This window comes from Natronomonas amylolytica, from assembly GCF_037031205.1.
GTDB classification, from domain to species: Archaea; Halobacteriota; Halobacteria; order Halobacteriales; family Haloarculaceae; genus Natronomonas; species Natronomonas amylolytica.
The window spans coordinates 85,120-109,150 of record NZ_JAYEZM010000010.1; the positions used below are offsets into that span (position 1 = coordinate 85,120).

The window sequence follows — 24,031 nt, forward strand, 5'->3', positions numbered from 1 at the left end:
TTTGTAGCCGACTCCCCTGCGTTGCGAACCTGATTGCCATTGAGGGGGGTGTGCATAAAAGGGATAGCAGACTTGTTACGACTCAAACACAAATCGGCAAAGTTGCCGATATACGGCGTTGGTGGCTATCTATTGGGGGATTTAGTGGTTCAATAGAGGGTTCTCGTTGGCAGCGGCTTCCCCGTCGCCAGCGGGTACCGAACCATACGTTCCGCGGCGCCGTCGACGGCGCCGAGTTGGATGTACTTCTCATTTTTCTGCCCTCCAATCCTCGCGGTCTTTCCTCGGCGCCGTCGACGGCGACAACCCACGGCGCCGACGACGGCAGCAACATTATGGGTGATACCAACGATTCGACGCACGGCGATTGAAGCAGCACAATATCCGACTCAACGATGAAACCCCCCGAACAACCTGATGGCATAGGAGACTGGGCCTCTGGTATCTACCACGGGGATTGTACGGAGATACTCCAACGACTCCCTGCCGATAGCGTTCATACTGTCATCACGTCCCCACCGTACTGGCAGGCCCGGGATTACGAGGTCAACGGTCAACTCGGTCGCGAGGAGACTGTCGGTGAGTACATCTCGAATCTGCTCACCGTCATTGAGGAGATTCACCGTATCCTCCGGGGAGACGGTAGCCTCTGGCTCGTTCTCGGGGATACGTACGTTCCCGGAGGTCAGCAGACCGCAGATGCCGACAGTCCGGGTATCCTATCTGATGTCACACTAACCGAGTATGAAGCGAGACGGAAACAGAAACTGTTCCTGCCCGAGCGTATCGCCATCGCAATGCAACGGCGCGGATGGCGGGTTCGAAACGAGATTACGTGGGTCAAGCCCGACGCAACGCCGGAATCGGTCAAGGATCGCCTCGCAGAACGCACCGAAAGCATCCTCCACGTGGTTCCACAGCGATACTACTTCTACGACCTGGATAGCGTTCGCGAGCCCTACTCGGAGTACACCCGGCAGAACCTCGAGCGGCAGGAGTCGGACACCGATAGAGGAGTCGATGACCCTCACCAAGGCATCGGAACTGCGGAGAATACGCGCAGAGATGTTCTTCATCCCGGCGGCAAGAACCCCGGCGATGTCATCGAGGTACCTACAGCGAAGTCGTCCAACCATCCTGCGTCGTTCCCGACTGAAATCGTTCGCACTCCCCTTCAGACGACGTGCCCACCGAACGTCTGTGCCAACTGTGGCAACCCCTACACCCGGCAAACCTCGGAGCAGTCGAGTACCGGCGCCGACGACGGCGCCCGGTGGGCACAGGACTGCGAGTGCGACACGGACGAACGAGAACCGGGCATCGTGCTCGACCCGTTCTGCGGATCAGGGACAACCTGTCAGGTTGCAACTGAGCACAACCGTCGGTTCATCGGGTTCGAATTAAACCCCGAGTACGTCGAAATCGCCGAGACCCGTTGTGGATTACGGTCTAAGGAGTCGAGATGATACCGATACTGTTGGTCTAGTCAACTACCCCACCCTGCTTCGCTGACCGGACGTTCCAGATAAGGTATCTCAGAATTAGGTATTCTAAAATACCCTATTTCACCCTACCTTATTCGACGCTGTTATTGCGACGGCCTCAGACTGTGACCGTATGGACGCGTTTGTCGACCGCGATTCAGACATCGCCGCCCTCCAAGAGCGGTACGACACCGACGAGCCATCGCTGATTACCGTCTGGGGACGCCGGCGGGTCGGGAAGACAGAATTGGTCGAACACTCCATTCGAGATCGGGACGACGTCGTCTACTACCAAGCCACGGAGACGACCAAGCAGGTGCAACTCGACGATTTCGTGGCGGAGGCGGCGAGAACCTTCCCGGGTATCGAGCGCATCCGCCGCGAGTGGGAGGACGTTCTCGGCTATCTCATCGAGCAGGACGCACTGATCGTCCTCGACGAGTTCCCGTTCCTGATCGAAAGCGACGAGAGCCTCCCCTCGGTCGTCCAGCGACTATGGGATCACGAGGTCGAGGGCACGAGCGCCACGCTGGTGCTTGTCGGCTCATCGATCAGCATGATGAAGGAAAAGGTGATGAGTGGCGGGAGCCCGCTTCACGGCCGGTTCGATATGCGCCTCCAGTTGGAGGAGCTGCCGTTTGACGCCGCCACGGAATTCTTTCCTGACTACAATCCAGAGGAGACGGTGCTGGCGTGGGGCGTCTTTGGCGGGACGCCCCACTACCTGCAGGCCGTCGACGATGATCGGCCACTGGAGGAGAACATCCGGGATGCCGTCCTCTCGAAGCGCGGGTTCCTCCACGATGAACCCGAGTACGTGCTGCGCACCGAGTTGGAGAATCCGAACCGCTATTTCTCGATCCTGAAGACGATCGCCGCTGGGAACGAGACGTCGAACGAGATTGCGCAGGCAGCCGGCATCGACTCCGACCAGATCAGCCACTACCTGAAGAATCTGCAGGACTTGGAAATCGTCGACCGGGAAGTACCGGTGACCGAGAACCCCGCGCAATCTCGACGCGGGCAGTACGTGTTGAAGGATGCGCTATTCCGGTTCTGGTTCCGATTCGTCTACGGACAGGGCGAGAAGTACGACCGGGCAGGCACCGGCGCCTACGAGGAACTGATCGAACCACACCTCGCGGATGCGGTCAGCCCGAAGTTCGAGGAACTGTGTCGAACCGCCGTGTACAACCTCTACGACGGGTACACGTTCGATCGAGTCGGTCGCTGGTGGTATCAGGAGCAGGAGGTCGACGTGGTCGGACTGACGACCGACGAGACGATGGTCGCCGGCGAGTGCAAGTTCACCAGCCAGCCGATGGGGTACGACGTGCTAAGCGTCCTCGAGAGCGACGTGGAAGACATCCGTTGGACGCCGCAGAGCAGGGGCAACGTCGCCCACGAGTTCTGCTTGTTCTCTCGGAGCGGCTTCAGCCAGAGCCTAATCGAGGCCGCAGAGGAGCGCGACGACCTCCGCCTCTTCTCGACCGAGGACGTCATCATCGCGTTCTGATTCTGGGAACACGAGCGGCCGGTACTCGTTCTTCTAGAAGGCGACTGGCGGCGATTTGACGGCCTCAATTAGTAGGCGCAACAGACCGAGGTCAGTAGTTGGAAAGCGCGTTTAACCCGCTCAAAAGGCCCCATCGCCGTTATATACCGTGGTTTAGGTGGTCTCTCCACCTACTTTTTTTAGCAACTAATCGTATAGGGAGCAATTGGTATGGGGGGACACCAGCGACCACATAGGTGCCTGCTGAATATAGAGGATGTAGTCAGCAGTCGACCATTGTTGGTTTCACGCCGGCTCTGACGAATTAGCCGGTCAGTAAGCCTGCGAATCAACTGTTGAGTATTTCAACAGAGTCTCACTTTTTAATATATAGAATGGTGGATACTATTAGCCGGGAATCCAAAATAATATTAGACCGGCAGAAAATGCCTCCGTGTGCGGCCCTCCACTCGAAAAATCGCGCTGAGCCTGTTCGTCTGTCTTATCGTACTGACAGCGGGCTGTAGCGGGATTCAAGGAACCGAATCGTCCTCTACGACCCTGACCGTCGTCAACCAAGACGACGTAGATCATGCAGTAGTCGTTGAAATCGGAACTCTCACAGACGACCCGAATCCGGACTACACCGCAGGTCGAACCCTCGATGGGGAGTCTGATGTGGAGTTAGAACCATTCGAAGGCACGGGTGAGTACGAGGTGGCTGTGACTGTCGATGGAAAAACGACTGTCCTGACGCATACGTTCGCCCCCGACGATGACACGGTTAGTATCGGTATCGATAACCAAGAGAACGTCACTATCGAGTGACCCCTCATCGATAGCTACCTCCTCTATTGATCGAACTAACCACCTTCTTTCATAAATCGATTAGAGAAGGTTACAGGTAAAATTCGGTGAGCCACCCGCAATACCAAGTCTGCTTAGTGTTCGATTTATCGAATGCTAGCAGGGTTTCGCCTCCAGTACTGGAGTTACAATTATTGTAGTACGAACCATGTTACCAACCCATTATGGATATAGTGCACCTGCCAGAGACACGAGAGGACACGTCGACGAACGCAGGCACCACGGAGACACCCTCCGTTAGCGAGGTCGATCAGCCGAGGGTGTCGAAGGGAGGTGACGCAACGGACATCCTACCGGATGAGATACTCAAAACCCGGATTCAGTCACGAGAGAGATTCACGCAGGACGACGCGTGTTCGATGGTCGCGGTTCGTGGAGAATTCGCCCAGTTACAGCGCGAGTTAGAGGCCAGAATCGAGCAGTTTGACCGCACCTGCGATGTCTGTTACGAGGACTCGGAGGTGATCATCTATCGGCTCGACAAGCAGAAGGACTACGAGTATATCCTCGATTACTGCGAGGTCGAGAACACACGGCTGCGTGAGATGCTAGTCGAGGTGATACGGGCTATCGCGGCCGACCGCACTGACGAAGTGGGTCGGTATCCCCTCGTCATTCGCAAGCCCCACATGTTCCGAAGTGGAGAACGTCACGTCCTCCAACTGTTACGATCCAAGAACCATCCGACAGACCCCTCGAAGTGAGCTCGGAAGTGGCAGACCCGGGATAGGAATAACGTCCACTCGAAAGGAAACACCCCTCGGGGATAACCACGGTACAGACTGATCTGTGCACTCCCTGAATTGAGCGTGGAATCAGTTGGGGTGTGAGTCGACTGTCCGGCCAGTAAGGACGCTGTAGCGCCGTAGTACGTCAGACAGTAGAATGAAGTGTTCGGTCTCGGTAACTCGTCCAAGATACTACTGATGGAAATTTCCGACCAACTTCGCTGTCTGTTCTCTGCTACTGTCGAAAAGCGAGATGAATCATATCTGATTGAAATTCCAGAACAAGAAGTTCGACTTGATAACATTCAGCAAGGTGAGACGTATCGCGTGGCGATTCTTCCGTCACCATCGAAAGAAGCGGATGAGAGCGAAGACACAGCTACAAATACTCGACAAGGCCGTCAGAGTGGCCCCCAGAAACCACCTGTCGAGGAAGGCGAAACCCGACGAGTAGAGATTGACGATATTGGCGAGCAAGGCGACGGTATCACCCGTGTCGAGCGTGGTTTCGTCGTCATCGTTCCCGATACTGAACAGGGCGAGCGTGTCGCCATCGAGATCACCGATGTACGTGAGAACGTTGCCTTCGCGGAAGTTGTTGAGCGCGTGAGTTACTACGACTGACGCCATTGTAGAGTATCAATTGGCTCTATTGAAACCCAGGTGGTTGATACGAATGACATTCTGAATATAGAGACTACACCGACCGACCCTAGGGCAGTATCGAACTAGAGTGACTTAGGTTGAGTGGTTCCACAACCCACGCAAGACCCGTCTGCGATGGCTAGCGAGACGAGTCCGTTCGAACTTCGAACCGTGCCCCGGAATCATCGGCCTCCGTGACGTGAATCGTCCACCCGTGGGCTTCGACGATTTCTCGAACAATCGGTAGCCCGAATCCAGTCCCCTGTTCGGTCGTCGAAAACCCTGGCTCGAACACCTCCTCTCGAACCTCAGCTGGAATCCCAGCCCCGTCGTCCTCAATGTAGAATCCCCGGGTACCGTCCAACGCTCCAACCGTGACCGTGACATCGGTTCCTCCGTGTTCGATAGCATTCCGAAAGAGGTTCTCGAACAATTGCTGGAACCGTTCAGGGTCGGCTTCTACCGACGCAGTAAACTCGCCCTCAACCGTTAACGAGGCTTCGGGGGCATCCACCATCTCCCAACTCTTCGTCGCGATGGCCTCTACCCGAACGGCCTCGGTTTCGTCGATTTGCTGCCCGGTGCGGGCCAGCGTGAGCAATTCGTCGATGAGTTCCTCCATTCGATCGAGGGCTTCACTCGCTGGCTCCAGATGTTCCTGCTGAGTGCCTTCCTCCAGCGCCAACTCGACGCGGCCTTTGGCTACCGACAGTGGGTTCCGAAGGTCGTGGGAGACGATGCTCGCAAACCGCTCTAACCGCTCGTTTTGCCGCTCCAACTGTTGTCGGTATTGCTCTCGGTGGGAAATGTCTGTGAGCGTAATCAGTTGGCCTAACCGAGCGCTATTCGCCGAAAACGGGTTCACCGTCATCCGGTAATACCGCGTCTGCCCGTGCCGGTCGAGTTCGAGTATCGAATCTGGTTCATCTGATAGATCGGCAACCGATGGGACAGCAGTAGCGAGGGGGGCGCCCCGTGTCCCCGCGAGGTCTGGAAAGAGGTGCTGGGCGGCCTGGTTCCAATCACGAATCTTCTTCTCTGCATCGAGCAGTATCATCGGATCGTCTGTCTCGCCCGTGAGGTGAATCGCTTGAAATCGCTCTAGATAGACGTAGAACACGCCGACAGCGAAAGCTGCCACACCCAGCGGCGAGTACGTAAGCGGGAGAAGGTACGGGGTAGTTGCCCCGAGTACGTCGAGGCCGACTGGAAGTCCCGTCAGCAAGACGACGCCGAAGAGGGGCTTCGTGTCATAGCCGACCTGCGCGAACAACTCGAAGAGTATGAAAAAGCCAATGAAGGCCAGCGCGTAGGCCAGCCCCATCACGACCCAATGCAGCGGCCCGTGATGGATTACCAGATACGGGAACGGCGTGGTCGTCGGTTCGGTTGTGAAGTACTGGCCGTGCAGCGGGTTCGTGACCTTGAGGGCGATGATAGCGAGGAGGACGCTGATGGCGATCCAGCGGACGGTCGGGTTTTGATGGAGTGACCGTCCGGTGTAGGCCGAACAGAAGTACAGCCACGGGCCGACGGCGGCAAACCCGACGACGAGTCCCACGACGTACAACGTGTACTGGATGGCTGGCGTGGGGGCAATCAGATACCCGACGTGTGCGAGCGCCCACCCACCACTCAGAAGGAGGAAGGCGGCAAGGCCTCGCCGCGAATCGGCATCCTCGATGTAGCGTGTACGGGGGAGACTACCGAAACAGATGGCCGCAGCGACGCCGAACGCCAGCACGTACCCCCAAAGTGGAGAGAATGAAAGAGACTGCAAGACGTCCATTAAGCGGGACATCTCCGCCTGCCATTAAGTATGTACGCCAAAGAGAGATGAACCAGTCCCCAGTTCCTTGTTCAACTCATTTGGATGACTCGGTATGGCCTCAACTGACCGATCTGTGAACAGCCTGTGTCGGTCATTCCGAACAGGCGTAGATAACGATTGGCGTGCGACCGATATGCGTCCTATATTCAGCAAAACAGTCGGGAGGGTTGCGGTTGTCGTGATGTACATTGCCACTAAACGTCTCCTATAGCCACGTGAACGCACCCTTGTGGCTGATTCAACTCTCTTGACCTGTCCACAACGCTAAATCGGTCGTTATAGAACCCCTGAGTTACAACGTCACGGCGACCAGAATCCCCAGGACAAGTGTGACGACCCCTGTTCGTCGGGCGTTCGTGATTGCGGCTTCCGTCGGTTCCGGGTCGGTCGCATGTCTGTGTCTGAATCGTGCTGCCTTCTCCGGGACGACGAGCATCGGTATACTCAATGCGATGATGAAAAGCCCGATAATGACGCCCGTACCGCTTGCCATAGGTGTGCGTGTCTACGGGAGATACTGTAGTAGTTGATGTTTATCTCGTTCGGACTGGTTAGCCCAATAGTTCTCCAGGATTGCCTACTGTTGGAGTCGATAGCTGCGTCATAGGGAGCGCTGTGAACTCACTCATCCGGCATATTACTTCTCGTCCCAATAGCCAAGTACGCCCCGCTCATCGTGATGCCCATCGCATGTCCGGAGGCCAGATTTGCTTCGGCTCGTCTTTTATATCGTTACGCAACAGCGCTTTTCGGTGGCTCAACCGCAACGCGGGGTCAACGCCGGAAAGTGCCCGCTTCTTGGAGACGAACGACTACCAGCGCGACCAAATCGAAGACGCGTGGCGAGAGGAACACAACGGGCTACGGTTGACCGTCTCCGGGCTTTCGGATTTCGCGCTCACGATTCACGAGCGCCTCTTCGGGCCATATCCCGATATTGAGACGCTCGACCGGCGCCGGATGATCGAACAGGCGCTCCTCGCACTCGACGAGCGAGACGATCTCGCGACGCCCCGGCATCACACCCCATCAATCTCCGAACTGTTTCGCGAATTCGAGGCCGACGGCGTTCGAGATGCCTCGACACTTCGTGAACGCCTGCGTGCGACCGACTGCTCGAGTACGCAGCGGGATATGCTGGTGGCTGCATACACGCAGTATCTCGACCTGCGTGAGACCATCGCTCATCCGGAGGCCCGCTCGCAAAACGCCAAGCTGACTGCCGTCGCCAACAGCGAACGCTCACTGCAAGACGCGTTTCCACACCTCGACGCCATCGTCATTTCCGGCTTCATCGACCCTTCATCCGTCGAACTGGCCGTACTGGAGCGACTCGCCGATGAGTTCCCGGTGCTCGTTCTGCTGCCGACACCGACACCCGACACTCCGACGGCGGGTATCGGCTCCGCCATCGAGGAGACAGTTGATGCGCTCGTCAAGCGCGGCTTCGAGTCCGAGCGGACATCCTCGTCCGACGAACAGCCACTAACCGAGACGGCCGCGCGACTGTACCGGCAAGTCAGCCCACTGGAGACGCCGCCCGAAGAAATCTCGTGGCACAAAGCACCGACGCCGGATCGAGAGATTCGACACCTTGCACGACGGCTTCGCAGGCGGCTAGCCACCGACGAGACCTGCACACCGGACGACATCCTCGTCCTCGCACCCGGATTGCTCTCGTATCGGGAGGGAATCGCGGATATTTTCGACGCCTACGGGATCGACCACGTCTACCGCGTAAGCATCCTCCTCGAACGGACGCACGTCGGACGGGCCGTCCTCGACGCTGTGGAACTCTGTGAACAGCCACGAAGCGACCGAATCGGGCAACTCGCCACGAACCCGCTGGTCGATCTGCCCAATGTCGACGCGACCGAGGTATCGGATGTCCAGCGGCGACTCTACACCACATCGATCGACCAGTTTACGGCCGAGCTTGGCCCCTCCGAGGCCGGCGTCGAGAGCCTTCTCGACCACGTGGCGGCCGTCAGGGATGCCCGTCCCGCCGAAATTGTCCCAACGTTCGAACGCCTGCTGGAGCACCTCGGACTCGAGGAGGCCATCGAAACGCTGGCGCCCGAGGCGACCATCGACGCCGGGTACGAAGGCGCTGCGTTCTCCCGAATCAGTCGAATCCTCGAATCCGTCCAGACGGTCTGTGAGGAACTCGACCCGGACGAGCCCCTGACCGAAGTGGCGACGGCGCTCGAGGGCGTCCGCGTCCCGCCGCCCCCGCAGGTGACCGACGACTGCGTCGAATTGATCGGGTTACAGGACACCCCGATGGCCGACTTCGACGAGCTGTACGTACTGGGGGCGACCGACGGAAACCTGTCGGGGACGGAAACCCGCCCCCGGTATTTCCAGTCGATTGGCGAGGCGCTCGACCTCTTCGAGCGGCACACCCAGCGGGATCGCGACCGCTATCGGTTCGGGATGCTGCTGGCGAACGCAAAGCGAGTGCATATCACGACACCCGAGACGACCATTGATGACGAGCCGCTGCTGGTGTCACCATTCGTCGATGAGCTCGCCAGAGTGACAAGCATCGAACCGACGACGGGCGTTGCATCCGAAGCGCGGGGCGCTCGTGAAGATTTACAGCGAGCAATGGCCGGTGCCGACCCCGAGTCGCTAGCGCCGGCACTCACCGCGGCCAAGGAGAACGGCCACGTACCGGAGGCCTTCTCGGAAATGGCGCTTCGCGGAGCCGAATGCGGTTCGTCCCGAGCAGCCGACGCGCTGAGCGAGCACGACGGACAGCTTTCGACCGAAGCGATTGCGGTACTCGACGACCGGCTCACCAAGACCCCGTTCAGTCACACTCGGCTGACGAGATATGCCAAGTGTGGATTCAAGTACATGCTCCGCACCGGCTGGCAGTTCGAGGCGGACGACGATCTCGAGCCCGGCGTGAGTTCCCTCGAGATAGGATCGGTCATCCACGAGACCGTCGAGCGATTCTACCGGGGGCTTCAGCCCGATGTCGGTGAGCCGGTCGACCCGACCGCGTTCGACCGAGATGACCTTGAGCGGCGCCTGCTGGAGGCCGGCCTCGGCGCCGTCGACGGCGCCGACGAATCGTTCGATGGCGTGTTCGATCGGGCGACGCTACAGACTCTGTTTGCGGGATTGGCGACGCCGGAGCTGAACGACTATCACGACCCGCATGCCGAAACGCGTTCAGGCGAGGCCACAGGACTGTTCCTGCAGTTCCTTGAGACCGAACTCGACCGGGCAACTGACGGACACCGTCCCACGTACTTCGAGATCGAAATCGGCGCCGACGACGGCGTCCCACTCGGCGAGCGAACCGTTCCAATCGGTGGCCGCGTCGACCGGATCGACACCAACGAGGCCGATAATCGAGTCTCGCTCTTCGATTACAAATCGTCGAGCGAAGCCGGTGCCCGACGGCGGGAGAATCAGGCGCTTGCCGGCGTGGATTTCCAGCTGCCACTCTATATGCTGGGGGCACCGACCCTGTTCGACGGCCGAGACGGGCTGCGTCCACATCACGTCGATGCGGGCTATTATCTCCTCAACGATGGGCCGACGGCGACGCTCCGTCCGAGTCTCGCGGAACGCTTCGACGAGGTCGACATGGGTGCGTTTTTGGACGATGTCGTTCCCGATCGAATCGAGCACGCCATCGACGGCATCGACGACGGCGCTTTCCAGCCGGCGCTCGTCGGCGAGAGCACCGCCCAGTGTGAGTACTGCGAGTTCAGCGACGTATGCGACGTTCGCCACCACCGTCGGTACGACGTGATCGAACAGATCGACGAGACGGACGCCTCCACCTACGTTCCGGATGGGGCAAGGCCCGGCGATACGGTCGAGTATCTGCCGAGGAGGGATAGAGATGAGTGAGGAGTCACAGACCGGGGCCGACGAGACCGGCGACGAGGTTTCACTCACATCGGAGCAGCGGGATGCACTCGCGCTCGGTCACAACATCGCGGTCACCGCCGGTGCCGGAACCGGCAAGACCACGACCCTGAAGGAGCGGTATCGAAAGATTCTGACGACGGAACCCGAGACTGGGCCCGACGGAATTCTCACGCTCACCTTCACGAAGGACGCCACCAACGAGATGCACGACCAGATTCGGGAGGTGATCGACGAGCAACTCGCGGCGGCCAGCGACGAGACCTACGACCGCTGGCGGCGTGCCAAGGACGAACTCACGGATGCGTACATCCACACAATCCACGGCTTCTGTAGCAGGGTACTCAGGGAGTTCGCCGTCGAGGCGAACGTCCACCCCGAATTCGAGACGCTCGATGAAGGCGACGCGGGAACGCTCATTCAAGAGGCGATAACGGCGGTCTTGGATCGCTACGGCCTCGACGAACGCGCTGCCAGTGATACAGGCCGCCTCACGCAAGCGGCCGACGAACACGCCATGGGCGAGTGGGATTGGGACGTCCGCGAGGAACTGGCCACACTCACGCAGTTGTACTCACGATCCAACCTCGAATCGACACTGGAGAGCCTGTTCTCCGAGCGGCCCGACAGCACCGAATGGGCCGATCGGTGGGCCGACCAGTCACCCTCCGAGTATCTGGCCCACTGCTCCGAGTTCGTCGATGTCTCGATCCCCGCCACGGAGGCCGAGAGGCTGATGGAAGCCGACGCCACGCAGGAGGCGATCGCGGAATTGCTTCGATTGGGCGACTTAGCCCTCGAAATCCCCGAGGACGACAACGGGGTGGAGATACTCGACGAACTCACGGCATTCCTGCGTGATACCGGCGCTCATACGCCGACAGGGAGCACGATCGATCGCCAATTGTTCCTCCTGAACGCGGCCGATGCCGTGACGACCGGATCGGGAACGCTGCAATCGCAGACGTGGCGATACGCCGGATCGAAGGGGACATGGAGCGATTACGGTCGCGAAGACGAGCGCGCAGCCCTCAAGGAGGCCCTCGACACACTGGCCGACGTCATCGAACCCGAGGCGCGCAATCTCGACCACAACCCGGTCGTCGCCCGGAACGGGGCGGAGCAGGCGATCGCACTCGCCCGCGTGTTCGAAGCCGTCCGCGTCGAATACGACCGGCTGAAGGATCGACGGAACGCCCTCGACTACTCCGATTTGATTACGGAAACCATCGACTTCCTCGCGGAACACGACACCGCCCGCCGAACCCTGCGCGACCAATTCGAGTACATCATGATCGACGAGGTGCAGGACACCGATCCGCGGCAGTGGAACCTGATACAACTGCTCTCGGGCGACGATCCAGACCGCTTCGACGGCGGGAACGTGTTCCTAGTCGGCGATGAGAAGCAGAGCATCTATCGGTTCCGTGATGCAGACGTGACCCAGTTCCGAGCGGCGCGCTCGAGGCTTTTGGACGACAACCCCTCCGCCGTCGACGGCAACCTCGAGCTAACTGGCAATTTCCGAACGATCGACCCGACCCTGACCGTCATTAACGAACTCTTCGAGGAGGTTCTCCAGCCGGCAGCTCACGATGAGGGTTCGGAAGCAGACACCGACGGTTCGTCAGACGGCGAGGAGGTCGACCACGAGCCGTACGAGGCGGAGCCACAGTGGCTCGACACGCGGCGACAGAACGGGACGTCCATCGACGGGTCGGTCGAGTACATGGTCGTTCCCAAGGACGAGGATGCCGACGCCGCTCTCGGCCTGGCGGACTCGTGGTTCACGCAGGAGACGTTCGTCTCGGAGGCCGAACGGGAGGCCAAGGCCGTTGCCGCGCGGCTGACGCAACTGTTCGACGGCGACGGAAAGGTCTACGACCGGGATGCGGAGGCCCGTGTGGCCGCTCAGCCGCGTCACGTGGCGCTTCTCTTCCGCTCCTCGAACCGACTGGCCGCGTTCGAGCGCGAACTCGACGCGGAAGGAATTCCGTACACCAACCTCGCTGGAAGCGGCTTCTACGACACCCCGGAGGTCGTTCCGTTGCTCAACCTGCTCAAGGTGTTCGAAGACCCGACAGCTGACATTCCCCTCTATGGCGTTCTCCGGTCGCCGCTGTTCGGGTTCACCGATTCGGAAATCGCACGAGCGCGAGCGCCCGATATGTCGCTTTGGGATGGTCTCGCCTCGACCACGTCGGAACTGCGGGCCGCGCGCGAACAGATTAGCGACTGGCGGCAGTCCGCCGGGCTCGAAGATACCGACACGATCTGCCAGTGGAGCACGCTCCTTTCGAGAATCATCGATGACACCGGTTACCTGATCTCGATTGGTGCGGACGACCGCCCCCAGCAAGCGATCGCGAACGTCGAGAAGTTCCGCGAACAGTTGCGCAACTGGGAGGAAAGCAGCGCCCGGTCGGTCACCGACCTCATCGACCGTATCGAACGTGCCCGCGATGGCGACGCCGACCCGAGCGAAGCGACCGTTCCCGGCGATGTCGAGGGCGTCCAACTGCGCACGATTCACTCGGCCAAGGGCCTGGAGTTTCCGATCGTCCTCATCCCCGAGATCACCCGACAGTTCAACATGCGTTCCTCGCTCTCCAAGGCACACATCGAGCGCATCGACGATGATCCGGTTATCGGAATGAAGGCCCCCTCCGCAGGGAACGCATATCGCAGCACGAACACGGCCACCTACCTACACGTTCGAACGCACCACCGCCGGCGCGAACGCGCCGAGCAACGGCGACTGCTGTACGTGGCCGCGACCCGTGCGCGCGACCACCTCCTCTTGAGCGGTACGCACGGCGTCGATACCGAGACAGCGTCCGGACTTTCGAAAGTGGGCGATTGGGACGAGGCCTGGCACTGGAGCGATTGGGTGCAGCCGACGATGCTTGATGTGCCCGATCTCGTGACGCACCTCGGGCGAGACGGAACGCTCGAGACGACGCTCGGCGAGGGGCCGTATTCCATCCGGCGACCGACGCCGCCGGCCGACTGGTCGCCGGTCGACGAGGCGGAATCACTGCCGACCGATCTCGAGATTCCGGCACCCACGCAGGAGCCATCACGAACCCGCTTTTCTGCGACGGGGTTCCGGGATCACCTCGCCGAGATGGCGACCCACTGGCCCGCCGTGCTCCGCGAGGCCGACACCACGGAGGAAGACGGGACAAGCATGGTCGACGACGAGGCCGCAATCGACGCGCTCGATGCGGCGACCGTCGGTACTGCCGTCCACAAGCTCTGCGAACTCGATCCACCCCGGTCGGACTGGCCCGACATCGTTTGCCGCTGCGTCGACGACCCCGACGCGGTGTCGTCGTCGGCCATCGATGCAATCGTCGAGCACACCGAAGCAGGCCTACAGGGGCTGCAGCGCCTCGAGGCAGACCATGCGATCAGCTCGCGGCACAGCGAACTCTCGGTCACGCTGGATTTACCCGATGCACGCGTGGTGGGCGACATCGACCACCTGTCGGTGACCGCCGATGACTATCTCGTGGTCGACTACAAGACGAGCGATCTCGAGCGGCAGTCCCTCGCCACGCTGACGGAACACTACCTCCCGCAACTGGTCGCGTATGCTGGGGCTCTCATCCAGAATGACGGCGACGCCGAGTCGGTCGAAGTCGCCCTCGTGTTTACCGACACCGGCGCAGTCAAGCGGCGCGTGCTTTCCCGACAGGAGATAGGCGACCTCATGGAGTGGGCCAACGATACGCTCGGCGGTGACTGCAGTGGAACCTAGGGACTGCATCTAGGAAAACAGCGTTTAGCGGTCATCTAGGAAACGGTAACGGGTTTTTTGCTCGTATCCCGCCAAGAGGGGCATATGAGTTCAGATACGCCACCGTTTTCGTTCGATGAGATCATCTCCGACGAGCGGAATGACGAGGGGCGATACACCTGTCCGATCTGCGGGGAGTACCGATCGGATTCTATACGCAGTATCAAGGGCCACATCTCTGGGTCAAGAGATGCGGAACACGCAGACCTCGGCTGGAACTACGAGGCCGAGATCGAGGCCACCGACGAGGAATAACGATGAACACCCGAGTGCTACAGCACGACCCCGAAGTCTCCGATGGCTCGGATTGACGGCCTCGACCACCCCGCGGTCGAGCTTCCACTCCCACTTGACGGGGAAACGCACGAATTCGAGATTCCACGTGACAGGACGCTGTTTTGCTGGACAGCTCTCGCTGTAGGAACTCCAACGCGTATCCCTCCAATCCGGTCACCGCTGGGAAGTCGCCTGTTCAACGAAGGCGTCGACCATCAAGAACGGATGTGGTGGTCGATCTCGATAGATGGGACATCGGCTCCCCTCATCACGGATTCCTACTACCGTGAAGATAGATACAAGGGATTGGTGTGGTGGACTGCCTGCGACCCCGTCGAGTTGCCAGCGACTGTTCGCGTCGGATTCGAACTGCAAGGAGAGCAACCGACGGTCGGAGAGCACGAGGCCGTCCTTTGGACGAACGAAGGTGACCCGCTTTCCTGGGGCACGGCCGTAGAGAGCACAATCAGACTCGTTCCATCCCGGTCGCCCGCAAGCGACTGCTCGACTCGACACGAGCAGCTCTGGAATCGGCATACTGTGTACTCTCCTCAGTGAACCGCCTCGGAGTCAAGCCCCGAGGCACTCGCCTTGATTCCTCTGTAGAACACATCTCAGCTCTTGATTCAGGCCTGGGAGCTTCCATCGGTGCGTTGGCGCCGTCGACGGCGCCGAAAGCTTATGCTGTAAGAGTTGTAAGGATTGCACGTACGCGCAGGGATGAAGGGTAGCTCCCTTCCCCTCTACGCTGCGGGCGTAGAGGCAACAAATGGGTACCAGCATATGACTACTGCAAACAAGCGGATTCCGGTGACGGAAGAACGATGGAAAGAATTGAACGAACTCAAAGATGCAGGACAGACCTACGACGATCTCCTCGAACAACTCGTACAGGAACACAACCGAAGTCAACTCGCCGACCGGGTGCGCGAAGTCAGGGACGCAGATTCAGAGGAGCTGACGTCGCTCGATGACCTATGAAGTTCTCCTGGGAGATGATGCCCGAGAATACTACACGGCCCTCGACGAAAAGAGTCAGCGAATCGTTAAAAAGAACCTCCAGAAGTTAGCCGACGACCCGTATCCGCGGCCGGACTCCGGCAGCGGCGACAAGGAGAAGCTTACTGTCGACGGTGAGGAGATGTATCGGCTTCACATCGGGCGGACTCACACCGCTTTCTACGACATCCTCAAAGACGATGACGAAGTTCGCGTCGTCGAGATACTCGACATCGATGAAGCCCACAAGCGGTACGGGTTTTGAATAGCCTTACCACTCCCATTCGGCGCCGTCGTCGGCGCCAGAGCTCTAAACAAGGTCGTCGACCGCCCGATGCTCGTCATCAACCGTTAACTCTAACGCGGCCCGCGGCCGCGGTTCCTCCTGCCCCGGATAATTGTCGGTCATCAAACCCCAAACCAACTTCTGCGTGTGTGGCTTGCCGTCGATCGCCAGTCCGATAGCCAAGCACAGGTCAACGAAATCATCCCAAGCAACCCCATCCCGTCTGTGGATTTCGCGAATCAGGATTTGCTCAACAGCTGCATATCCGCGCGGTCCGCTGTACCTTGGATCATCGAGGTACTCTGAGATAGCGGCGCGTTCATCGTCTGTAATCTTGACTTCCCCGAATTTGACAGGGGGCTCCGACCGTGTTGGCCCACGCATATCCTGCTCAGCCAGGGCCGACTACTTAAACCCAAGTCGTCCGGAGTGAAAGTGAAACGGCCGTTTCAACCATATGAAACGCCCGAAACGGAGCAAACGAGTGACGCGTGTGAAGCGTTTCAAACGGCGACGACGACGGGGAGATCAGGGTGCGGTGAACACGCGCAGGGTCATACTCGTGGGGGTCGCTGACGACCTCAGTGTAGAGATTCCAGAGGGTTGGCTGTCCGTCCAATCCGAACAATACAAATAGGCTATTATCACTTAACGTATGCGTCCGCGCATATCAAATCGAATATAAACGTTTGATACCCCTGAACACCCATATCAAACACCCATGTCAAACGATATATAAATTGATATAAAGAATGAGCGGCGTCAAGAAAAGAGCAGGGGTTTCCCCGGTGACCCCACAAGCGAGGCGGATGCCCCTAATGAGACGTAAATAGTTATGTCACGTAGGACATGGATTCCGACCACCTCCAGGAACACCCTTGGGGTGAACCTGCATCGGCGGGCACCTTCAGAGGGCACCTTCAGGTAAACCTTCACAAACCATCAGGCGGAGCGGCGTCAAGGATAGAACAGGGGATTGGGGTGACCAGCAGAGTCACCACAGGCGAGGCGGGTAGCCCCTTAAAAAATTGAGGTCAAATTAGATATGAGAGTTGGAGTTGTACAGAGCGTTCTACAGAGTGTACAAGCAGATTCCCCCTTGTACAAACACCTTGTACAATTGTTTATACAAGTATATACAGCGGGAGCGGCGTCAAGGAGCAAGTAGGATGATGAACCGGCAGCAGCGTTCTCAGGCGAGTCACGAGGGCCCTCGGACAATCTGTCCTATCAGCAGTCTTAAGGATAAGGTGTAGGACACAGTCCCGGACAATCCCGGACAACAGGAGCGGCGTCAAGGTTAACCCCTGATTCCACTCCCCCTGCGGTGCTATCGAGATTATAATGGAGAATGGCGCTCCTCGTGGGAGGGGTAGTGACAGGGATTCCCCCGGTTCACAGGCGAGCCACACAGGCCCTCCCGATGAGCAGGAAGGGGGGAGTGGTCTGGAGGAGACCAGATCAGCGACGAAGCGAAGCACCACGTCATCCACCACGTGTGCGGGCGTGGGAGCGCAGGCCCAGCGCAGGGGCGAGGCACAGGGCCTCGAGCGAGCGGTGGAATCAGTCCCCCTACACAGGACACCTGACTCACAGGCAAGCGTCAGCGGCGGCTCACAGGTCAACCAGACAAGCGATCCAGAACATCGGAGCGAAGGAGTGTGTGGTTATCCCTCTCCTCCCTCGATCCGCACATGGGTGCGAGTGTGGCCCAATCAACGAGCGCTACACAAGCGTACTGGAAACCTTACTGAAGGGCTAAGTCACAGTAGCGGGAGTTCAGCGCCGCTTCCAATGCGTGGGCGTAACCATCACACCCGTTCAAAGCTACAACGGCGCCGACGACGGCGTGGTTCACCGGTCTGTCTAGCGTTGTTTCTTTACGCCGAAATCCGATGAACCAGCCGTTCGGACGAGCGTGCAAATCAAGAGGATTAGAGTGCTGTGCTACACAGCTGAGATATACAAAAGAATATGCTCAAATCCAAGATTACAGGCCTTCTTCCTCCTACTTAGAGAGAACGACTTTGTAACCTTCTGAAAATCACCGAGAGGGGGGATACCAGTCTCCGGTGGGGCTACGGTGGGGAACGGTGTAGCGGCCTCCAGTTGGAAGCCATTCGATGCTATATTAGTGGCCTTATAAATAATCTATGAAGTTGGCAGATATTGGAGTTTTTCTGGCCCTTCTATTACCTACCTCTCCGTCGTGAATTATGCGGGGAGAAGACGTCCTCATGGGGGTGGGGATGGACTCCCCATACCTGACCTTTTAATCGGAATCAATGTGCGGTAAATACGCTCCTGTCTCAATCGATTCCAACAGTAATGGTTTCTATTGTAGTTCAATGAACTATCTCCGTCGGCGCGTTTGCGGTAGACTCTTCACCCTATCCCGATACTTAATGAGTTCGCAGTTGAGTATCCGATACGGGTACCCGACCGGCCATCCGTTTTCGAGGCCGCGTCGATTGTGGAATCGCCCGCATACTACTGGCGTGTTGGCATCTCTACACAATGGGAAAACAACTCGAGCGCGACCTGGGACTCCCGTCGGTAACGGCCATCAGCATAGGTGCGATGGTCGGCAGCGGCATCTTCATCCTGCCGGGACTGGCGATGAAGATGGCCGGGCCGGCGGTCGTCTTCGCGTACTTCCTCGCTGGGGTGCTGGTGTTGCCCGCGGCACTCAGCAAATCCGAGATGGCGACGGCGATGCCCGAGGCCGGCGGCACCTACCTCTACATCGAGCGAGCGATGGGCCCGCTGTTCGGGACTATCGCCGGGGTCGGAACCTGGTTCTCGCTGACGTTCAAGGGAGCGCTGGCGCTGGTCGGCGGCGCACCGTACCTAGTGCTTTTGTTCGATTTGCCGGTGACACCGGTTGCGCTCACCGTCGCGACACTTCTCATCATCCTGAACATCGTCGGTGCGAAGCAGACCGGGCGGATGCAAGTCGCCATCGTCGCGGTTATGCTGGCAGTAATGGTATGGTTCATCGTCGCCGGCGCACCAGACGTCGAGAGCGCCCGCTTCGAGGGCTTCTTCGATAGTGGGTTCGAGGGCATCCTCGGGGCGACCGGGTTCATCTTCGTCTCCTACGCCGGTGTCACCAAAATCGCCAGCGTCGCCGAAGAGGTCGAAAACCCCGACCGGAACCTCCCGCTGGGTATCCTTGGATCACTCATCATCACCGCCGCAATCTACGTCGCCATCGTGACCGTCATGGTCGGCGTCGCCGACCAGGCCGCCCTGACCGACACCCAAACCCCGATGGAAGTCGCCGCCAGTACCGCACTACCCGCTATTGGAGTCATCGCTGTCGTTATCGCGGCCCTCCTCGCGCTGATCAGCACCGCCAATGCGGGTATTCTCTCCTCATCGCGGTATCCCTTCGCGATGAGTCGTGACGGCCTCGCCCCAGACATTTTCGAGAACGTCAGCGACCGGTTCGAGACACCGGTCAACGCAATCACGATTACCGGCGGGGTGTTGCTCGTCCTCATCGCGTTCGTCCCCATCGACGACATCGCCAAACTCGCCAGCGCGTTCAAAATTCTGGTGTTTATTCTCATCAACGTCGCGCTCATCGCGTTCCGTCAGGGATCGATTGAGGCGTACGACCCCAGTTTCAAGTCGCCGCTATACCCCCTTCCTCAGTTGGTCGGCATTGTCGGTGGCATTGTTCTCCTGCGCTACATCGGGTTTGTCCCGCTGGTCGGGGCTGTCGTCATCACCGCTGGCTCGATGGTGTGGTACCATCTCTTCGTTGCCCGCCGGGGCGGGGTTGGCCGCGAGGGCGCGATGACTGACGCCGTCCGACGGAGCGTTGGCCGAGACGTGGTCGAGCAGACCCAAGCTGAGGTGGACACCGGTGGCGACGAGGTGCTGGTGGCGGTCACCGAGCGGACGGCCCCCGCCGTTGAGCGGTCGCTGATCGACCTCGCTGTGGACTTGGCGCAGACTCGTGAGGGTGGTGTCCGGGTCGTCCAGTTCGATGAGGCGCCCGACCAGACGCCGCTTCCGCAGTCCGCCGATACCCTCACCGAGGCCGACCAGGCCTTCGAGGCGAGAATGGCCGATCGGGCGACCGACTCGACGATACCGATTCGGTACGGGGAAGTCGTCAGCCACGACACCCGCCACGCGATTGTCAACTACGCCGCCGAGGTTGGAACCGACACGCTGATTATCGAGCGCTCGACCGGATCGACCCCGTTGTTGGGCAGCGACGCGGACTGGATCGAAGACCATGCTCCGTGTGATGTTATCGAGGTCTCGAATCTCGACCACGACGCCACCGAACGCATCGGCGTCGTGACCGACGAAGGGCCGTTCGACCCCACGAAGGTGGGGCTGGCCGACGCCCTCGCCACGGCTGTTGGGGGAACGGTCACTTTCTATTTCCCGCTTGGGGCGGACGCCCCGGAGAGCCGCCGGAACACGACCGACGACTATCTCTCCGAACTTGTTGCCCTGTGTGAGTCGCCGGTCGAGACCAGGGTTATCGGGTCGGGACTCGATGATGCCATCGAACTCGCGGCTGAGAACTCCGACGTCGTTGTTGTCAGCGGCGTCCAGCGCGGTCTTACTGACCGACTGTTCGGTCGCGCTGACCCGGTGACTGCGGGGACGGAACACGGCACGCTGGTCGTCTACGGGGAAAGCCAGCCTGGGCGCCTTCGTCGGGCGGTCGAACGGCAGTTATTCTAGATTACTATTCGACCGTCGGAGGTGGTCTGTCGGCTTCCTATATCGACTGAATCGGGAGTGGAATTGTTACACCACGACGAGACTGAACCAGCCGTAAGAACGACCGTACGAATCGCCCAGAGTACGTCGGTTCAGTAGGACTAGTGTGGTGGTTACAGGTGAGCTACAGAGCAATCCGTGGTTGACCTCTTACTTCAGGAATTTTCCCGAACTCCTCAAAGTGCCGTAGGCGTCAGTGAGTGCGGGAGATTGCTCAGTATGTCGCTGGGTCTCTCGGGGAGTACGAGGCACAACTCTGGCCGTTTATCGTTGAATTCGTACAGTCGAAGGAAGCGGCGTCGACATACACCTCTCCTTCGACGGTGGCATCCTGAAGCTTGACGCTATCATCCGAGACGACAGAACCAGCGACCTCACTGTTGAGGACTTTCACCTGCTTGTCACTGGTAGCGTTGCCGCCGACCGAACTCCCGTGAACGACTTCGAGTACTTTGACCGCGGATACCGATTCGGTGACAGTTCCGTTATCGAGCTTTATATCCGCTGTGTGCGACTGGATCGATCCCGTCACGAGGCCGTCTTGGAGGTTGAACACCGTCTCCACCTCGACATCGCCGTAGAAGGTGGCGTCGTCGGCGTCGATGTCCTTCGCGCCGCTCGTCGTCTCGCCGATGATGACACCGCCGTCTTGCACCTCGATGCCCTTACTCGTCTCGACATCACAAGCAACGACCTCGCCTATGACTTTCACGTTGTCCGTACCGCTATCTGATTCAGTTTCCACCCACGAGCAACCCTTGTCCGGGGTGGGCGCTGTCGCCTCTTGGGAGACTGACTCTTCCCAGATGACGTAACTTGTATCTTGGCTGCCGAACCAGACGACTTCGACAGTCGTCGCTGTCGGTACGATCCGGTGTTGATCGCCGGCCGCGAGTTCTCGGGAAGAGAGATCAGCCAACTTGACCCCGCCACGAATCTCGATGTTCTCTCCCTCTAGGGTTTGACCCTGCTCCACACTCAACGTCTGGACGGCACCGACATCCGTTGGTTCGAGCGACATCGTGACGGCCGGTGCAGGATCTCTCTCTTGGTTAAGCGAGTAGAACATTCCAGCAGATACAGCTGATAGCCCCACGACAACCGCCACCAGCAATACGATACCAATCACTGGCGAGATTGCCCGATCTTGGTTGGCTAAATCGGTCACTCAAGGGATTGGTAGGTCTGCGGCGTATTAAGCTGGTTCTATGGCTTTCAGAGTGTGAAGACGCTGTACCGAGCAAATTACTGCCGCTACTAACATTTCGAGCTTTAACGGCTACACCTCCTCATAGCCTCTCCTTCAACAGATTCGAACGACCCATACGCTCGCTATTACGGCTGGTTCAGTCTCGCTGCGTCTGTAACAGTGCCACTCTTGATTCGGCCGATATAGGTTACTCACCTATCGGTCGATACAGGATGTCTACGGATCGGTCGGTGTAAATCAGTTAGTGAGCGTTGTGACGGAGACGTAGTGCATCCTTCCTGCCGACAGGGGGTTGATCGTATCTTTCAGCATTACTCCTCAGAGGTGGTATCGGGAACAAACAGCAGTACCTGTTCTCCTGGCGTCAGATCATCAACGAGCAATCCGAACTCGTCACGTTCAGCGAATGAGCGAACATTGGGTTCGGGGGCCTCTTTGTCGTTCCGCTCACAGACGAGTTCGAGCGTGCCAGTCTCATCAGCTCGAAGTGTGAACTCTCGCATGAGTCACGTTACCACAGTCTCGCGTATAGATGTACGCACGAATGCGTACGGAAACACCTGAAAACAGATTGATTAGTCCGCACGCTCGTTCTCGCGGCTGTTTCAGTTCGATTCTAGATGAAGAAAACAGACCATCTATAACAGTACCCGTGACGACAGAGGAACACCGAGAGACGGGGGTTGTACACCCGATTAGTTCTGAGTATCGGCGCCGACGACGGCAGGGTGTCAATTCACAAAACCGAACCTCAGCCACGGCGCCGTCGACGGCGCCATACGAAGAGTCCCACAGAATCCTCGCCCGAAGTAGAAGAGTTATTCGGCGGTGCTTGAAATCTCAGGACGACTAGGAAACTCCTCAACGCCCGCATCTTCATCGGCCCAATCAGCGGCCATCATCGCCCATTTCCCGAGTTCTACGGCCCCATCCAGATCGAGGCCGCTATCTTGAACATCCATGACCGCCGCCGCGTAATCGCGGAAGGCACGCACCGCCCCGTCGCGGTCTCGCGCTTGGAGGGTCGAAATCACGTCTTCCACGCTGTCGGCGGCAGCTGTTGCCTCTAGATTAGATTGCACCTCATCCAGCACGCCTTCAAGCCATCCCTCAACGCATGCCTCAGTCGGAAAGTGCGTGCCATTGACCATCTTCTTCAGTAGGTCACTCTTCCGTCCACTGTCCGACCAGACATCCCCCATAGTGAGCATACGATCGAGGCAGATTGACCGAATCGCTCGTACGTTCTTTTTGGTGCTCGTTGGCACCACGCTCACAATCATATCGTTCACCTCCGGCTCCTCGACGATGTTCCGTTCCGTTGCGAGGGCAGCCTGTACAGCTGCTGCCTTCTTCTTGCGACTATGGCCTTGTGCGCTAATTTCGGGGAGGTGCTCCGGTTCGACGGCCGGCATCTCCATTGCATCTCGCTCGACGAGTTCTCCGAGTGCCGCGGGCGGGAGTCGTCGGCCTCCCCACGTCCCCTCCTCGCGCTTGCTGACGTAGTTGTCGAGTACAGAATCCGGTTCGTCGCTGTTCGGGTTGCTCCCGCTGCCGGTCAGCTCCTCGAGACGCGCCTCTAAATCGCTAACTCGCTCCTCTAACTGCTCGTCCGCCCCGTCAACTCCGGTTCCGTCACCGAGGGCGACTGCCAGTCGCGTGGCAAGCCGATCCACAGTCTCGTCCGCCAGCTTCACGACGACCTCGCCCTCGTCGTGGTTCTCTTCGGTCGTCTCTTGCATCGTACTCGGCGGTTGCCATTAGT

Annotated in this window: 17 protein-coding genes; 11 read left to right on the top strand and 6 right to left on the bottom strand. The window is 58.9% G+C overall.

Annotated elements, in window-relative coordinates; translation table 11 throughout:
• Positions 1 to 395: 395 nt before the first annotated feature.
• The 5 genes from U5914_RS14290 to U5914_RS14310 all read left to right on the top strand — a co-directional run bounded on the left by U5914_RS14290 (position 396) and on the right by U5914_RS14310 (position 5,198).
• Positions 396 to 1,466 carry a DNA-methyltransferase gene (locus tag U5914_RS14290; RefSeq protein WP_336136427.1) on the top strand — a complete coding sequence of 357 codons (1,071 nt, stop codon included), beginning with the start codon at positions 396 to 398 and terminating at the stop codon, positions 1,464 to 1,466.
• A gap of 151 nt (positions 1,467 to 1,617) precedes the next feature.
• Positions 1,618 to 3,000, top strand: coding sequence for an ATP-binding protein (locus U5914_RS14295; protein WP_336136428.1), 1,383 nt, complete (start codon positions 1,618 to 1,620; stop codon positions 2,998 to 3,000).
• 435 nt (positions 3,001 to 3,435) lie between these two features.
• Positions 3,436 to 3,807, top strand: a complete 372-nt coding sequence (locus U5914_RS14300) for an Ig-like domain-containing protein (protein ID WP_336136429.1) — start codon at positions 3,436 to 3,438, stop codon at positions 3,805 to 3,807.
• Between the two features lie 203 nt (positions 3,808 to 4,010).
• Complete coding sequence (locus U5914_RS14305) at positions 4,011 to 4,550, top strand: hypothetical protein (RefSeq protein WP_336136430.1); 540 nt, start codon at positions 4,011 to 4,013, stop codon at positions 4,548 to 4,550.
• A 222-nt stretch (positions 4,551 to 4,772) separates the two neighbouring features.
• A complete protein-coding gene (locus U5914_RS14310; protein ID WP_336136431.1) occupies positions 4,773 to 5,198 on the top strand; it encodes a TRAM domain-containing protein in 426 nt (141 codons plus the stop codon).
• Between the two features lie 160 nt (positions 5,199 to 5,358).
• Here U5914_RS14310 and U5914_RS14315 read toward each other — a convergent pair whose 3' ends face one another.
• A complete protein-coding gene (locus tag U5914_RS14315; RefSeq protein ID WP_336136432.1) occupies positions 5,359 to 7,008 on the bottom strand; it encodes a sensor histidine kinase in 1,650 nt (549 codons plus the stop codon).
• 334 nt (positions 7,009 to 7,342) lie between these two features.
• Complete coding sequence (locus U5914_RS14320) at positions 7,343 to 7,543, bottom strand: DUF6199 family natural product biosynthesis protein (RefSeq protein WP_336136433.1); 201 nt, start codon at positions 7,541 to 7,543, stop codon at positions 7,343 to 7,345.
• Positions 7,544 to 7,848: 305 nt separating this feature from the next.
• On the opposite strand from U5914_RS14320, the gene U5914_RS14325 reads away from it, so the two are divergent.
• The 5 genes from U5914_RS14325 to U5914_RS14345 all read left to right on the top strand — a co-directional run bounded on the left by U5914_RS14325 (position 7,849) and on the right by U5914_RS14345 (position 16,283).
• On the top strand, positions 7,849 to 10,923 hold the full coding sequence (locus U5914_RS14325) for a PD-(D/E)XK nuclease family protein (RefSeq protein WP_336136434.1): 3,075 nt from the start codon (positions 7,849 to 7,851) through the stop codon (positions 10,921 to 10,923).
• On the top strand, positions 10,916 to 14,704 hold the full coding sequence (locus tag U5914_RS14330; RefSeq protein WP_336136435.1) for a UvrD-helicase domain-containing protein: 3,789 nt from the start codon (positions 10,916 to 10,918) through the stop codon (positions 14,702 to 14,704). Before U5914_RS14325 ends, U5914_RS14330 begins: the two co-directional genes overlap by 8 nt.
• 84 nt (positions 14,705 to 14,788) lie before the next feature.
• Complete coding sequence (locus tag U5914_RS14335) at positions 14,789 to 14,998, top strand: hypothetical protein (RefSeq protein ID WP_336136436.1); 210 nt, start codon at positions 14,789 to 14,791, stop codon at positions 14,996 to 14,998.
• 804 nt (positions 14,999 to 15,802) lie between these two features.
• Positions 15,803 to 16,000 carry a hypothetical protein gene (locus U5914_RS14340; RefSeq protein WP_336136437.1) on the top strand — a complete coding sequence of 66 codons (198 nt, stop codon included), beginning with the start codon at positions 15,803 to 15,805 and terminating at the stop codon, positions 15,998 to 16,000.
• Positions 15,990 to 16,283: a type II toxin-antitoxin system RelE family toxin gene (locus U5914_RS14345; RefSeq protein ID WP_336136438.1), complete on the top strand. Its 294-nt coding sequence runs from the start codon at positions 15,990 to 15,992 to the stop codon at positions 16,281 to 16,283. The genes U5914_RS14340 and U5914_RS14345 overlap by 11 nt, the downstream gene beginning before the upstream one ends.
• A 45-nt stretch (positions 16,284 to 16,328) precedes the next feature.
• On the opposite strand, the gene U5914_RS14350 is transcribed toward U5914_RS14345, so the two are convergent.
• Positions 16,329 to 16,688 carry a hypothetical protein gene (locus U5914_RS14350; RefSeq protein ID WP_336136439.1) on the bottom strand — a complete coding sequence of 120 codons (360 nt, stop codon included), beginning with the start codon at positions 16,686 to 16,688 and terminating at the stop codon, positions 16,329 to 16,331.
• Positions 16,689 to 18,821: 2,133 nt separating this feature from the next.
• Here U5914_RS14350 and U5914_RS14355 point away from each other — a divergent pair.
• The gene (locus U5914_RS14355; RefSeq protein WP_336136440.1) at positions 18,822 to 21,017 is read left to right on the top strand and encodes an amino acid permease; all 2,196 of its coding nucleotides are present in this window, start codon (positions 18,822 to 18,824) and stop codon (positions 21,015 to 21,017) included.
• Positions 21,018 to 21,270: 253 nt separating this feature from the next.
• On the opposite strand, the gene U5914_RS14360 is transcribed toward U5914_RS14355, so the two are convergent.
• From U5914_RS14360 to U5914_RS14370, 3 genes are all read right to left on the bottom strand, one after another.
• Positions 21,271 to 22,224 (bottom strand): type IV pilin domain-containing protein, encoded by a 954-nt coding sequence (locus tag U5914_RS14360; protein WP_336136441.1) that lies wholly within the window; start codon positions 22,222 to 22,224, stop codon positions 21,271 to 21,273.
• Between the two features lie 353 nt (positions 22,225 to 22,577).
• Positions 22,578 to 22,769 (bottom strand): hypothetical protein, encoded by a 192-nt coding sequence (locus U5914_RS14365; protein WP_336135728.1) that lies wholly within the window; start codon positions 22,767 to 22,769, stop codon positions 22,578 to 22,580.
• Between the two features lie 315 nt (positions 22,770 to 23,084).
• On the bottom strand, positions 23,085 to 24,008 hold the full coding sequence (locus U5914_RS14370; protein WP_336136442.1) for a hypothetical protein: 924 nt from the start codon (positions 24,006 to 24,008) through the stop codon (positions 23,085 to 23,087).
• Between the last annotated feature and the right edge of the window lie 23 nt (positions 24,009 to 24,031).